The organism is Burkholderia sp. MBR-1, from assembly GCF_013822785.1.
GTDB lineage: Bacteria > Pseudomonadota > Gammaproteobacteria > Burkholderiales > Burkholderiaceae > Burkholderia > Burkholderia vietnamiensis.
In genome coordinates this window covers 1,570,698-1,583,834 of the sequence record NZ_CP053610.1, presented here as the reverse complement: position 1 = coordinate 1,583,834, position 13,137 = coordinate 1,570,698, and the positions used below count along the sequence as shown (strand labels likewise).

Sequence of the window (13,137 nt, the reverse complement as noted above, 5' to 3'; positions counted from 1 at the left end):
CTTGTGTTTTTGCGTCGCCAACCATCGTCAAAACGCATTTTCCTGCCGTCCTGCGTGGGGCTTGGCGGCGCTATCCCACGCCGATGCCGTTTTTGTTCTATCGGCCGATTTTACGCTTTGATGTACTGACGCCAACGACATTTCACGTACGCCTACCCAGAGGAAGCCAGATGAACGTCAGCGCGTTCGACCTGTTCAAGATCGGCATCGGCCCGTCGAGTTCGCATACGGTCGGCCCGATGATCGCCGCGTGCCGCTTCGCGTCGCACATCGACGATGCGAACCTGCTCGGCTTCGTGTGCCGCGTGCGGGTCGAACTATACGGGTCGCTCGGTGCCACCGGCAAGGGCCACGGCACCGACAAGGCGGTGCTGCTCGGCCTCGAGGGCCATCTGCCGGACACGATCGATCCCGACCTGATCGAGCCGCGGCTCGCGGCGATCCGCGCGGAGAAGTCGCTGACGCTGCTCGGCCGGCAGACGATCCGCTTCGAGGAGAAGGAGCATATCGGCTTCTTCCGCAAGATGATGAGCGGCACCAGCATCGTTCACCCGAACGGGATGCGCTTCCAGGCCTTCGACGAGCACGGGCAGTTGCTCGTCGAGAAAGAGTATTACTCGATCGGCGGCGGCTTCGTCGTGAACCGCGACGGCGATCGCGTGAACGGCGTGCGTGCGGCGGCCGACGTGCCGTATCCGTTCCGCACCGGCGACGACCTGATGCGCCAGTGCCGCGAGCACGGGCTGTCGATCGCCGAGCTGATGCTGCGCAACGAAGCCGCGCTGCGCCCGGCCGACGAAGTGCGCGCGGGGCTGCTCGCGATCTGGCGCACGATGGCCGCGTGCGTCGAGCGCGGCTGCAAGGTCGAGGGCGAGCTGCCCGGCCCGATGCGCGTGAAGCGTCGTGCGGCCGAGCTGAACGGCCGCCTGCGGGCGCGCTCGGAGGAGTCGCTGCGCGATCCGCTGTCGATGCTCGACTGGGTCAACCTGTACGCGATGGCCGTCAACGAGGAGAACGCAGCGGGCGGCCGCGTCGTCACCGCGCCCACCAACGGCGCGGCCGGCGTGATCCCCGCGGTGCTGCACTACTACGTGAAGTTCGTGCCGGGCTCGAACGAAGCCGGCATCCTCGAATTCCTGCTGACGGCCGCGGCGATCGGCATCATCTATAAGGAAACCGCGTCGATCTCCGGCGCCGAAGTCGGCTGCCAGGGCGAAGTGGGCGTCGCGTGCTCGATGGCCGCGGCCGCGCTCGCGGCGGTGATGGGCGGCACGCCGGACCAGGTCGAGAACGCGGCCGAGATCGGCATGGAGCACAACCTCGGGATGACCTGCGACCCGGTCGGCGGACTCGTGCAGATTCCGTGCATCGAACGCAACGCGATGGGCGCGATCAAGGCGCTGAACGCGTCGCGCATGGCGCTCAAAGGTAACGGCCAGCACTACGTGTCGCTCGATTCGGTCATCAAGACGATGCGCGAGACCGGTGCCGACATGAAGACGAAATACAAGGAAACGTCGCGCGGCGGCCTCGCCGTGAACGTCATCGAATGCTAACGAAGGATCACTAACATGAGCCGCTACTCGATATTCAGCCTGTTCCGCAACGGCCTCTCGTATCACGAGAACTGGGAGAAGCAGTGGAAGAGCCCGGAACCGAAGAAGGAATACGACGTCGTGATCGTCGGCGGCGGCGGCCACGGCCTCGCGACCGCGTACTACCTCGCGAAGGAGCACGGCATCACCAACGTCGCGATCCTCGAGAAGGGCTGGATCGGCGGCGGCAACACCGCGCGCAACACGACGATCGTGCGCTCGAACTATCTGTGGGACGAATCGGCCGCGCTGTACGAGAAGGCGATGAAGCTGTGGGAGGGCCTGTCGCAGGATCTCAACTACAACGTGATGTTCAGCCAGCGCGGCGTGATGAACCTCGCGCACACGCTGCAGGACGTGCGTGACACCGAGCGGCGCGTCAACGCGAACCGGCTGAACGGCGTCGATGCCGAATTCCTCACGCCGGCCCAGGTCAAGGAAATCGAGCCGACCATCAACCTGAACAGCCGCTACCCGGTGCTCGGCGCGTCGATCCAGCGCCGCGCGGGCGTCGCGCGTCACGACGCGGTGGCCTGGGGCTTCGCGCGCGGCGCCGACCGCGCCGGCGTCGACATCATCCAGAACTGCCAGGTGACGGGCATTCGCCGCGAAGGCGGCGCGGTGGTCGGCGTCGATACGGTGAAGGGCTTCATCAAGGCGAAGAAGGTCGCGGTGGTGGCCGCCGGCAACACGACGACGCTCGCCGACATGGCCGGCGTGCGCCTGCCGATCGAGAGCCACCCGCTGCAGGCGCTCGTGTCCGAGCCGATCAAGCCGGTGGTCAACTCGGTGATCATGTCGAACGCGGTGCACGCGTACATCAGCCAGTCCGACAAGGGCGACCTCGTGATCGGCGCGGGCATCGATCAATACACGGGCTTTGGCCAGCGCGGCAGCTTCCACATCATCGAAGGCACGCTGCAGGCGATCATCGAGATGTTCCCGGTGTTCTCGCGCGTGCGGATGAACCGTCAGTGGGGCGGCATCGTCGACGTATCGCCGGACGCCTGCCCGATCATCAGCAAGACCGACGTGAAGGGCCTCTATTTCAACTGCGGATGGGGCACCGGCGGCTTCAAGGCGACGCCGGGCTCGGGCTGGGTGTTCGCGCACACGATCGCGCGCGACGAACCGCATCCGCTGAACGCGCCGTTCGCGCTCGACCGCTTCTATACGGGCCACCTGATCGACGAGCACGGCGCCGCCGCCGTGGCGCACTGATCCCGACCACCATTGGAGAAACCAACATGTTGCTGATCGAATGTCCGTGGTGCGGGCCGCGCGCCGAATCCGAGTTCACGTGCGGCGGCGAAGCCGACATCGTGCGCCCGGTCGCTAACGAGAACATGACCGACCGCGAATGGGGCGAGTACGTGTTCATGCGCGAGAACAAGCGCGGGCTGCACCGCGAGCAGTGGCTGCACACGCAGGGTTGCCGCCGCTGGTTCAAGGTGACGCGCGATACGGTCACCTACGAAATCAAGGGTTACGAAAAGTTCGGCGGGGCCGCCGGTCACGCACACGAAGAGGGCACGAGCAAATGAGCCAGAAAGACCGCCTCGGCACCGGTGGCCGCGTCAATCGCGCGATTCCGCTGACGTTCACGTTCAACGGCCGCACCTATCAGGGCTTCCAGGGCGACACGCTCGCGTCCGCGCTGCTCGCGAACGGCGTGCACTTCGTCGCGCGCAGCTTCAAGTACCACCGTCCGCGCGGGATCGTGACGGCCGACGTCGCCGAACCGAATGCCGTCGTGCAGCTCGAAACCGGCCCGTACACGGTGCCGAACGCACGCGCGACCGAGATCGAGCTGTACCAGGGCCTCGTCGCGACGAGCGTGAACGCGCAGCCGTCGCTCGAGCACGACAAGTACGCGATCAACCAGAAGCTGTCGCGCTTCATGCCGGCCGGCTTCTACTACAAGACCTTCATGTGGCCGCGCAACATGTGGCCGAAGTACGAAGAGAAGATCCGCGAGGCCGCCGGCCTCGGCAAGGCGCCGGACGTGCTCGACGCCGACCGCTACGACAAGTGCTACGCGCACTGCGACGTGCTCGTGGTCGGCGGCGGCCCGTCGGGCCTCGCCGCCGCGCATGCGGCCGCGACGGCCGGCGCGCGCGTGATCCTCGTCGACGATCAGCGCGAACTCGGCGGCAGCCTGCTGTCGTGCCGGGCCGAGATCGACGGCAAGCCGGCGCTGCAATGGGTCGAGAAGATCGAGGCCGAGCTGCGCAAGCTGCCCGACGTGACGATTCTGTCGCGCAGCACCGCGTTCGGCTATCAGGACCACAACCTCGTGACCGTCACGCAGCGCCTGACCGAGCACCTGCCGGTGTCGATGCGCAAGGGGACGCGCGAACTGCTGTGGAAGGTCCGCGCGAAGCGCGTGATCCTCGCGACCGGCGCGCACGAGCGCCCGATCGTCTTCGGCAACAACGACCTGCCGGGCGTGATGCTCGCGGGCGCGGTGTCCACCTACGTGCATCGTTACGGCGTGCTGCCGGGCCGCAACGTCGTCGTGTTCACGAACAACGACCGCGCGTACCAGACCGCGCTCGACCTGAAGGCATGCGGCGCGAAGGTGACGGTCGTCGATTCGCGTGCGTCGTCGAACGGCGCGCTGCCGGCCGCCGCGAAGCGGCAGGGCGTGACGGTGATGAGCGGCGCCGTCGTCACGGCGGCATCGGGCAAATGGCGCGTATCGTCGGTCGACGTCGCGTCGTATTCGAACGGGCAGACGGGCGGCAAGCTGCAGTCGCTGGCATGCGACCTGGTCGCGATGTCGGGCGGCTTCAGCCCGGTGCTGCACCTGTTCGCGCAGTCGGGCGGCAAGGCCTGCTGGAACGACGAGAAGGCGTGCTTCCTGCCGGGCAAGGCCGTGCAGCCCGAGGCGAGCGTGGGTGCGGCGGCCGGCGAGTTCGGTCTTGCCCGCGCGCTGCGGCTCGCGGTCGATGCGGGCGCCGAGGCCGCGAAGGCGGCGGGCTTCGTCGCTGCGCAGCGCGCGGTCGCGCCGCAGGCCGCGGAACTCGTCGAAGGCGCACTGCAGCCGCTGTGGCTGGTCGGCAGCCGTGAGGCCGCGGCACGCGGGCCGAAGCAGTTCGTCGACTTCCAGAACGACGTGGCCGCGGCCGACATCCTGCTGGCCGCGCGCGAAGGCTTCGAATCGGTCGAGCACGTGAAGCGCTACACCGCGATGGGCTTCGGCACCGATCAAGGCAAGCTCGGCAACATCAACGGGATGGCGATCCTCGCGCAGGCGCTCGGCAAGACGATTCCGGAAACGGGCACGACGACGTTCCGCCCGAACTACACGCCCGTGTCGTTCGGCACGTTCGCGGGCCGCGAGACCGGCGACTTCCTCGATCCGATCCGCAAGACCTGCGTGCACGAATGGCACGTCGAGCATGGCGCGATGTTCGAGGACGTCGGCAACTGGAAGCGGCCGTGGTACTTCCCGAAGAAGGGCGAGGACCTCCATGCGGCCGTGCAGCGCGAATGCCTCGCGGTGCGCAACAGCGTGGGCATTCTTGATGCGTCGACGCTCGGCAAGATCGACATCCAGGGCCCGGACGCGGTGAAGCTGCTGAACTGGATGTACACGAACCCGTGGAACAAGCTCGAGGTCGGCAAGTGCCGCTACGGGCTGATGCTGGACGAGAACGGCATGGTGTTCGACGACGGCGTGACGGTGCGCCTCGCCGACCAGCACTTCATGATGACCACCACCACGGGCGGCGCGGCGCGCGTGCTCACGTGGCTCGAGCGCTGGCTGCAGACGGAATGGCCGGACATGAAGGTGCGGCTCGCGTCCGTCACCGATCACTGGGCGACGTTCGCGGTGGTCGGCCCGAAGAGCCGCAAGGTCGTGCAGAAGGTCTGCCAGGACATCGATTTCGGCAACGAAGCGTTCCCGTTCATGAGCTACCGGAACGGCACCGTCGCCGGCGTGAAGGCGCGCGTGATGCGGATCAGCTTCTCGGGCGAACTGGCTTATGAAGTCAACGTGCCGGCCAACGCGGGCCGCGCGGTGTGGGAGGCGCTGATGGCGGCCGGCGCCGAGTTCGACATCACGCCGTACGGCACGGAGACGATGCACGTGCTGCGCGCGGAGAAGGGCTACATCATCGTCGGCCAGGACACCGACGGCTCGGTCACGCCGTACGACCTCGGGATGGGCGGGCTCGTCGCGAAGTCGAAGGACTTCCTCGGCAAGCGCTCGCTGTCGCGCGCCGATACGTCGAAGGAAGGCCGCAAGCAGTTCGTCGGCCTGCTGACCGCGGACGATCAGCTGGTGCTGCCGGAAGGCGCGCAGATCATCGCGAAGGACACGCAGGTGTCGGCCGCCGAGCCCACGCCGATGATCGGCCACGTGACGTCGAGTTATTACAGCCCGATCCTGAAGCGCTCGATCGCGCTCGCAGTGGTGAAGGGCGGCCTGAACAAGATGGGCGAGAGCGTCGTGATTCCGCTGGCCGACGGCAAGCGCATCACCGCGACGATTTCGAGCCCGGTTTTCTACGATACCGAAGGGGTGCGCCAGCATGTGGAATGAAACCAGAAACCAGACGCCGGTGGCAGGCGCGGGCGTCATGCTTGAATCGCCGTTCGTCGGCGCGGCCGATGTGCTGAAGCCGCATCAGGCGCGCGCATCGAAGAAGTTCACGCTGCGCGAGCGGCCGTTCCTCGATCTCGTCAACGTGCGCGGCGAGCCGGGCGACGCGGCGTTCGTCGCCGCGTTCGAGCGGGTGGTGGGCTGCCAGCCGCCCTCGGCGCCCAACACGGTCGCGCGCGGCGTCGGATACGACGTGCTGTGGCTCGGCCCCGACGAGTGGCTCGTGCGCTCGAACGGGCCCGTGCAGGCCGGCATGCTCGAAGGGCAGCTGGCCGAGGCGATGCAGGGGCTGTATGCGGCGGCCGTCGACGTCGGCAGCGGCTACACCGTCGTCGAGATCAGCGGCGAACGCGTGCGCGACGTGATCGCGCGCGGCTGCCCGCTCGATCTGCATCCGCGCATGTTCAAGCCGGGCCAGTGCGCGCAGTCGCACTACTTCAAGTCGCCGATCACGCTGATTCCGACCGGCGACGATACGTTCGAGATCGTCCTGCGCCGCAGTTTCGCCGACTATTTCGTGCGCATCATGCTCGACGCCGCAGCGCCGCTGGCATCATGAAGCCGTTCGACGAACCGTTCGTGGCGATCGATGCGCCGCGCCTGCGCGGGCGCGGCTGGAGCGTGTTCGTCGACGAACTGAAGGTGCCCGCGCGCATCGGCATTCATGCGCACGAGCATGAAGCGCCGCAGCCGGTCGTGATCGATGCGCGGCTCGGTTATCGCTGCGAGCCGAGTGAGGAAGGCGAGTGGATCGATTACGACGGCTACTGCGCGCGCGTCGCGTCGTTCCTGTCGCACAAGCCGCATACGCGGCTGCTGGAGACGCTCGTCGCCGAGCTCGCGGTGATGTCGTTTCGTGAATGGCCGGCGCTGGAGTCGCTGACCTTGTCGATGTACAAGCCGAAGATCCGGCCGGGCACGAAACGCGTCGGCGTGTCGCTCGACTGGACGCGCGGCGATTACCTGCGGTGGACGGGCGCGGCGGGGCAGCTGTAAGCGCGCGTAGCGTCTACTTCGCGTTGCGGTTCGCCGATGGCGCCGCGCTCGACGGATCGCTGACCGGTATCATCCGCGGCGTCGCATCGGCGGCGTTGCGTGAGCCGTCTTCGGGTTCGAGCACGAAGCGGAACGCGTCGACGCGCTGCATCACCTTGGCCGCATAGGCATTCGATCCGCCGTAGCTCTTCAGGCCGGCCTGCACGTTGCCGCCGGCCGCGCGCACGTAACCCGACAGAATCCTGGAGCCGACGTCGACGTTCGCGTTCGGTTCGGTCAGGTCCTTCACGTCGCGCAGCATGCCGCGGTGGGCGGTCGGCACGACCTGCATCAGGCCGGTCGCGCCATGCTGGCCGCGCGCCTTTTCCTGGAAGCGCGATTCGATCGAAATGATTGCGTAAACCAGCGCCGGCGGCAGCGAATATTTCGTCGCGGTGAGGTTCACGATATCGGCGAGCCGCGTCGCCTTTTCCTTCGCGAGACCGAATTTCTTCGTCAGATACGACGTGATGCGGTGGTTTGCTCCGTTGGGCTGATCGTTGGCGAGCGGAGCGGATGCGGCGTCCGCTGCCGACGCGCTCGCTTGCGGCGCGGAGGCCGGTTGCGCGGAGGCCGGCAGCCCGGGCGCTTGCTGCGCCGCTGCCTGTTGCGCAATGCCGAGCGAAACCACGATCAGCCAGAGAAACCGTCGTCGCATGGTCGAGTGCGAGGAATTGGGAGGCGCATAGTATATCGGCCAATTGCGGCGCAGGGTCGAGCGCGGGGTCGAGTGAAAGGGCGATGTAGGGTTGGGGCGGTGGGGATGGGGATGGTTGTGGGCGCCCGCATCGGAGTCCGCATCGAGCGCGTGAGTCAGTCGCGCTCTGGCTCTGTTTTGGTCGCGAGTGAGCCGCCCACGCGCACTACCCCCGCCGCCCGCCCGCCACCCTCGCCAGCGCCCCGATCGCATCGCTGACCAGCACCGCGAGCAGCCCGACGATCACGCCGCCTTGCAGCACGAACGCGGTGTTCGACGTTTGCAGTCCTGCAATGATCACGTCGCCGAGGCCGCGCGCGGCGACCGTCGAGCCGATCGTCGCGGTGCCGAGATTGATCACGACCGCGAGCCGCACGCCGTTGACGATCACCGGAAACGCGAGCGGCAGCTCGATCGACACGAGTTGCTGCCAGCCGTTCATTCCCATCCCGCGCGCGGCCTCGACGATGTCGCGCGGCACGTCTTCAATGCCCGCGATCGTGCTCTCGAAGATCGGCAGGAGCCCGTACAGGACGAGCGCGATCAGCACCGGCTTCAACCCGAATCCGACCGCCGGCACCGCCAGCGCGAGCACGGCAACCGGCGGAAACGTCTGGCCGATGTCGGCCACGCTGCGCGCGACCGGCAGAAAATCCGCACCCCACGGCCGCGTGACGGCGATGCCCGCCGCGACCGCGACGAGCGTGCCGATCAGGCTCGACAACGCCACGGTGCCGAGATGCGCGAGCGTCAGGTCGAGCAGGCTCGCGCGGTCGTAGATGACGGGCGCGCCGTTGTCCGCGAACGGCGCGAACGCGCCTTGCAGCCACGCGGGGCGCAACAGCAGCACGAGCAATAGCGCGAGCGCGGCCGCGCGCGCGACCTGCGCGACATGCGGCGCCAACCGCCGCGGCAGCGGAGCACGCGCCGGCTGTGCAGGCGCGCTCATGCGGGCTTCCTCGCGTGCGCGCGAATCGCGTCGAGCGTGATGCGTCGCGCGGCCGGCGCACCGTGCGCGCCATCGCCGTTCGCCTCGCCGACCGGCAATGCTTCGACGCCGCGCCACAGCAGCTCGGACACCGCGTCGCGTAACGTGCGCGTCGCGGCGATCGGTTCGCCGTCCGCGTGACCGGGCTCGGCGACCGCGTCGATCGGCGTCAGCGCGAGCAGCCGCAGCGGCCGGTCGACACCGGCGACGAGCTGCTCGACCACACCCGCGGCCGGCTTGCCGAGAATCTCCGCCGGCGACGCGACCTGCAACAGCCGCCCGCCGTCCATCACGGCGATCGTGTCGCCGAGCTTCAGCGCTTCCTCGATATCGTGCGTGACGATCACGACGGTGATGCCGAGCCGGCGCTGCAGCGCGTACAGATCGTCCTGCGCCTTGTTGCGGATGATCGGATCGAGCGCGCCGAACGGCTCGTCCATCAGCAGCATCGCCGGCTCGGCGGCCAGCGCGCGCGCGACGCCCACACGTTGCTGCTGGCCGCCCGACAGCTCGTGCGGCAGCTTGTCCGCGAACTCGGACGGCGCGAGATGAAACAGCTCGAGCAGTTCGCGCACGCGCGCGTCGATGCGCGCGGCGGGCCAGCCGAGCAGGCGCGGCACGGTCGCGATATTGCGCGCGACGCTCCAGTGCGGGAACAGCCCGTGCCCCTGGATCACGTAGCCGATGCGCCGCCGCAGCTGCTCGGGCGGCACGCCCGCGGTATCGACGCCGTCGATGCGGATCGTGCCGCTGCTCGGCGCGATCAGCCGGTTGATCATGCGCAGCAGCGTCGATTTCCCGCTGCCCGATGCGCCGACGAGCGCGGTGATCGTGCCTTGCTTCATCGTCAGCGACACGTCGTCGACGGCGACGATCTCGCCGAAGCGTTTGCCGATGCGTTCGATCTCGATCATGCGGTACGTCCCTTCGCGAGCGTGGTCGCGGCCTCGAACACGACAGCGGCCGTCAGCGCGAGCGCGATCGTCGGAATCGCGCCGAGCAGCACGAGGTCCGCCGCCGATTGCCCGATGCCCTGGAAAATGAAAGTGCCGAAGCCGCCGCCGCCGATCAGCGCGGCCACCGCCGTCAGCCCGATGTTCTGCACGAGCACGATGCGCACGCCGCTGAGGATCACCGGCAGCGCGAGCACGAGATCGACGCGCAGCAGCCGCTGCACGCGCGTCATGCCCATCGCGCGCGCGGCTTCGGTCACATGCGGCGGCACCTGCGCGAGCCCGACCACGACGCTCGACGCGATCGGCAGCAACGAGTAGAGGAACAGCGCGAGCACGGCGGGCGCGACGCCGATCCCGCGAATCCCGAGCGCGGCCGCGAGCGGCACGCGCGCGGCCAACAGCCCGAGCGGCGCCATCATCAGCCCGTACATCGCGATGCTCGGGACCGTCTGCACGATATTGAGCACCGGCATCACGACGGTGCGTACCGACGCGAACCGCGTGCATGCGATGCCGAGCGGCAGGCCGGCGACCAGCGCGGCCGCGACCGAGCCGCCCGCGAGCGCGACGTGGCGCGTCGCCTCGCGCCAGAAGTCGTCGCTGCGCACCGCGTATTCGCGCATGATCGACAGCCCGTCCCACCAGCCGCTCGCCAGCGGCACCGAAATCGCCGCGATCGCGACTGCCAGTGCGGCGAGGCGCCGCCACGGGCCGAACGCGAGCCGTGCGAGCGCGTCCGCGACCAGCACGGCCGACGCGAACAGCAGCACCCACACGCTCGCGGCGGGCGACACGCGCGCGAGCATGTCGTCGGGTGCGACGACGTGCGCGGCGGCCGCGCCGAGCGCATACGCGAGCGTCGCGAGCGAGGCGCAACCGGCCGCGAGCCGCCACACGGGGCGGCTCGCCTTCATCGTCCACAGCGCGCCGGCGGTCCACAGCACGGCGAGCGCCGCGCCCGATGCGGCGGGCAGCGCGGCGAACACCGACAGCCCGGTGCCGGCCGCGATGCGGTTCGGCCGCAGCACGACGAACGGCATCCCGAACACCGCGATGATCGTCAGCACACCGATCAGGACGCCTAGCTTGTCGAGCGCGATGCGCGCCGCGCGTTCCGTCACTTAACGAAGCCCTTCGACTTCAGGTAGCGCTTTGCGACGCCGGCCGCCGGTTCGCCGTTGATCTGGATTCGTGCGTTCAGCGACTGCAGCGTCTTCAGGTCGAGGCTGGCGAACACCGGTTTCAGATAGTCGGCGATTTGCGGATGCGCCTTCAGCACGGCTTCGCGAATCACCGGCGTCGGCGCATAGACGGGCTGCACGTGCTTGTCGTCGTCGAGCACGACGAGGCCGCTCGACGCGATGCCGCCGTCGGTGCCGTACACCATCGCCGCGTTCACGCCGTCGGTCTGGTTCGCGGCCGCCTTGATGGTGGCGGCCGTGTCGCCGCCGGACAGCACGACCAATTGATCCTGCTTCAGCTTGAAGCCGTACGCCTTCTCGAACGACGGCAGCGCAGACGCGCTGTTCACGAACTCGGCCGACGCCGCGAGCTTGAGCTTGCCGCCGCCCGCGACCCATTTGCCGAGATCGGAGAAGGTCTTCAGATGCTGTGCCTGCGCGACGGGCGCGAGCACGGCGACGCCCCACGTGTTGTTCGCCGGCGCCGGCGTGAGCCAAACGAGATGGTTCGCCGAATAGTCGAGCTTCTTCGCGGTGTCATAGCCCTGGCTCGCGTTTTTCCACACCGGGTCGTCGGCCTTGTTGAAGAAGAACGCCGCGTTGCCGGTGTATTCGGGGTAGATGTCGATCTCGCCGCTGGTGAGCGCCTTGCGCACGATCGGCGTCGTGCCGAGCGCGATCTTCTCGGTGACGGCGATGCCGTGCGCCTTCAGCACCTGTGCGATGACGTTGCCGAGCAGGTTGCCTTCGGTGTCGATCTTCGACGACACCACGACGGGCGTATCGGCGTGCGCGCCGGGCGCGACGACGGCGGCGGCGAACGCGAGCCCCAGGAGCGGGGCGGGCAGGGCGAGCTTCATCGGGCCAATCTCCAGTATCGGGACGTACGCCGAAAGTTACTTGACTGGGCGGCCTTTGGCAAACCGCGCGCGGCGGCGTGCCCACAGCGTGCGTGGGGCTAACGGCACGCGCCGCGCGCCGTTGTTACACTGGAACGCATTCCCGCCTGCGGACACTTGCTGACATGAAACCCGAGTTGCTGGTTCTGATCGCGCTGCGCGACGACGCGCACCGCCGCATCGCCGCGTCGTACCACGTTCACCACGCGCCGACGGCCGAGGCGCGCGGCCAGGCGATCGCCGCACACGGCGGCACGATACGCGCGGTGCTGACCAACGGCAGCACGGGGCTCACGGCCGCGGAAATCGATCTGCTGCCGCAGCTCACGTTGGTCGGCGCGCTCGGCGCCGGCTACGAGCACATCGACGTCGCGCATGCGAAGGCGCGCGGCATCACAGTGGTCACCGGTGCGGGCACCAACGACGATTGCGTCGCCGATCACGCGTTCGCGCTGCTGCTGGCGGCCGTGCGCGACGTGGTGCGGCTCGATGCGGCCACGCGCGACGGCGTGTGGCGCGACGCGCTGCAGATGCCGCCGAACGTGTCGGGCAAGAAGCTCGGCATCGTCGGCCTCGGCAGGATCGGCGAGAAATGTGCGCGGCGCGCGGCGGGCTTCGACATCGAGATCGGCTATCACAACCGGTCGCGCAAGGAGGTTCCTTACCGCTATTTCGACCGGATCGACGCGCTCGCGCAATGGGCCGATTTCATGATCGTCGCGACGCCGGGCGGCGCGCACACGCGTCATCTGATCGACGGCGCGGTGCTCGATGCGTTGGGCGCCGGCGGTTTTCTCGTCAACGTGTCGCGCGGCAGTGTCGTCGATACCGCTGCTTTGGCGGAGGCGCTGCGCGAACGGCGCATCGCGGGCGCCGCGCTCGACGTGTACGAAGGCGAGCCCGAGCCGCCCCGCGCGCTGACGGCGCTCGACAACATCGTGTTGACGCCGCACATGGGCGGATGGTCGCCGGAGGCGCTCGATCGGTCGGTGCAGCTGTTTCTCGACAATGCCGCGCGGCATTTCGCGGGCGCGCCGGTGCTGACGCCGGTGTGAATGAAACGGCATGCGGTCGCATGCTCGAGCGGCGCGTGCTCGTAAGGAATCCGCAGCGCGACCGGACGCGCCCGGCAGTCGGTCATGCCGGGCGCGCCCGCTCAGCCGCTCACTCTCGC

At 68.4% G+C, this 13,137-nt stretch carries 12 protein-coding genes; 7 read left to right on the top strand and 5 right to left on the bottom strand.

Annotated elements, in window-relative coordinates; genetic code table 11:
• Positions 1-170 precede the first annotated feature (170 nt).
• From MBR110_RS21755 to MBR110_RS21730, 6 genes are read left to right on the top strand one after another with little or no spacing between them, the layout of a single operon-like run.
• A complete protein-coding gene (locus tag MBR110_RS21755; protein WP_181709330.1) occupies positions 171-1,556 on the top strand; it encodes an L-serine ammonia-lyase in 1,386 nt (461 codons plus the stop codon).
• A 15-nt stretch (positions 1,557-1,571) separates the two neighbouring features.
• Positions 1,572-2,816, top strand: coding sequence for a sarcosine oxidase subunit beta family protein (locus MBR110_RS21750; RefSeq protein ID WP_011880812.1), 1,245 nt, complete (start codon positions 1,572-1,574; stop codon positions 2,814-2,816).
• Between the two features lie 26 nt (positions 2,817-2,842).
• The gene (locus MBR110_RS21745) at positions 2,843-3,139 is read left to right on the top strand and encodes a sarcosine oxidase subunit delta (protein WP_011880811.1); all 297 of its coding nucleotides are present in this window, start codon (positions 2,843-2,845) and stop codon (positions 3,137-3,139) included.
• The gene (locus tag MBR110_RS21740; RefSeq protein ID WP_011880810.1) at positions 3,136-6,147 is read left to right on the top strand and encodes a sarcosine oxidase subunit alpha family protein; all 3,012 of its coding nucleotides are present in this window, start codon (positions 3,136-3,138) and stop codon (positions 6,145-6,147) included. Before MBR110_RS21745 ends, MBR110_RS21740 begins: the two co-directional genes overlap by 4 nt.
• Positions 6,137-6,766 (top strand): sarcosine oxidase subunit gamma, encoded by a 630-nt coding sequence (locus tag MBR110_RS21735; protein ID WP_011880809.1) that lies wholly within the window; start codon positions 6,137-6,139, stop codon positions 6,764-6,766. The genes MBR110_RS21740 and MBR110_RS21735 overlap by 11 nt, the downstream gene beginning before the upstream one ends.
• Positions 6,763-7,203 carry a dihydroneopterin aldolase gene (locus MBR110_RS21730; protein WP_034195511.1) on the top strand — a complete coding sequence of 147 codons (441 nt, stop codon included), beginning with the start codon at positions 6,763-6,765 and terminating at the stop codon, positions 7,201-7,203. Before MBR110_RS21735 ends, MBR110_RS21730 begins: the two co-directional genes overlap by 4 nt.
• Before the next feature lie 13 nt (positions 7,204-7,216).
• On the opposite strand, the gene MBR110_RS21725 is transcribed toward MBR110_RS21730, so the two are convergent.
• From MBR110_RS21725 to osmF, 5 genes are all read right to left on the bottom strand, one after another.
• Positions 7,217-7,900, bottom strand: coding sequence for a lytic transglycosylase domain-containing protein (locus MBR110_RS21725; protein ID WP_034195510.1), 684 nt, complete (start codon positions 7,898-7,900; stop codon positions 7,217-7,219).
• Between the two features lie 205 nt (positions 7,901-8,105).
• On the bottom strand, positions 8,106-8,888 hold the full coding sequence (locus MBR110_RS21720) for an ABC transporter permease (RefSeq protein WP_011880806.1): 783 nt from the start codon (positions 8,886-8,888) through the stop codon (positions 8,106-8,108).
• Positions 8,885-9,841 (bottom strand): ABC transporter ATP-binding protein, encoded by a 957-nt coding sequence (locus MBR110_RS21715; protein ID WP_014723999.1) that lies wholly within the window; start codon positions 9,839-9,841, stop codon positions 8,885-8,887. The genes MBR110_RS21720 and MBR110_RS21715 overlap by 4 nt, the downstream gene beginning before the upstream one ends.
• Positions 9,838-11,004 (bottom strand): ABC transporter permease, encoded by a 1,167-nt coding sequence (locus tag MBR110_RS21710; protein ID WP_034195508.1) that lies wholly within the window; start codon positions 11,002-11,004, stop codon positions 9,838-9,840. Before MBR110_RS21710 ends, MBR110_RS21715 begins: the two co-directional genes overlap by 4 nt.
• Entirely contained in the window at positions 11,001-11,924 is a 924-nt protein-coding gene (gene osmF, locus MBR110_RS21705; RefSeq protein ID WP_045577714.1) for a glycine betaine ABC transporter substrate-binding protein OsmF, read from the bottom strand. Before osmF ends, MBR110_RS21710 begins: the two co-directional genes overlap by 4 nt.
• Before the next feature lie 164 nt (positions 11,925-12,088).
• Between osmF and MBR110_RS21700 the strand changes: the two genes are divergently transcribed.
• Positions 12,089-13,018 carry a 2-hydroxyacid dehydrogenase gene (locus tag MBR110_RS21700; protein WP_014723996.1) on the top strand — a complete coding sequence of 310 codons (930 nt, stop codon included), beginning with the start codon at positions 12,089-12,091 and terminating at the stop codon, positions 13,016-13,018.
• Positions 13,019-13,137 lie beyond the last annotated feature (119 nt).

Bases quoted from the DNA above. Each gene is read 5' to 3' on its own strand.
- osmF (WP_045577714.1), bottom strand. From the start codon at position 11,924: ATGAAGCTCGCCCTGCCCGCCCCGCTCCTGGGGCTCGCGTTCGCCGCC.
- MBR110_RS21725 (WP_034195510.1), bottom strand. From the start codon at position 7,900: ATGCGACGACGGTTTCTCTGGCTGATCGTGGTTTCGCTCGGCATTGCG.
- MBR110_RS21755 (WP_181709330.1), top strand. From the start codon at position 171: ATGAACGTCAGCGCGTTCGACCTGTTCAAGATCGGCATCGGCCCGTCG.
- MBR110_RS21720 (WP_011880806.1), bottom strand. From the start codon at position 8,888: ATGAGCGCGCCTGCACAGCCGGCGCGTGCTCCGCTGCCGCGGCGGTTG.
- MBR110_RS21745 (WP_011880811.1), top strand. From the start codon at position 2,843: ATGTTGCTGATCGAATGTCCGTGGTGCGGGCCGCGCGCCGAATCCGAG.
- MBR110_RS21715 (WP_014723999.1), bottom strand. From the start codon at position 9,841: ATGATCGAGATCGAACGCATCGGCAAACGCTTCGGCGAGATCGTCGCC.
- MBR110_RS21730 (WP_034195511.1), top strand. From the start codon at position 6,763: ATGAAGCCGTTCGACGAACCGTTCGTGGCGATCGATGCGCCGCGCCTG.
- MBR110_RS21750 (WP_011880812.1), top strand. From the start codon at position 1,572: ATGAGCCGCTACTCGATATTCAGCCTGTTCCGCAACGGCCTCTCGTAT.
- MBR110_RS21735 (WP_011880809.1), top strand. From the start codon at position 6,137: ATGTGGAATGAAACCAGAAACCAGACGCCGGTGGCAGGCGCGGGCGTC.
- MBR110_RS21700 (WP_014723996.1), top strand. From the start codon at position 12,089: ATGAAACCCGAGTTGCTGGTTCTGATCGCGCTGCGCGACGACGCGCAC.
- MBR110_RS21740 (WP_011880810.1), top strand. From the start codon at position 3,136: ATGAGCCAGAAAGACCGCCTCGGCACCGGTGGCCGCGTCAATCGCGCG.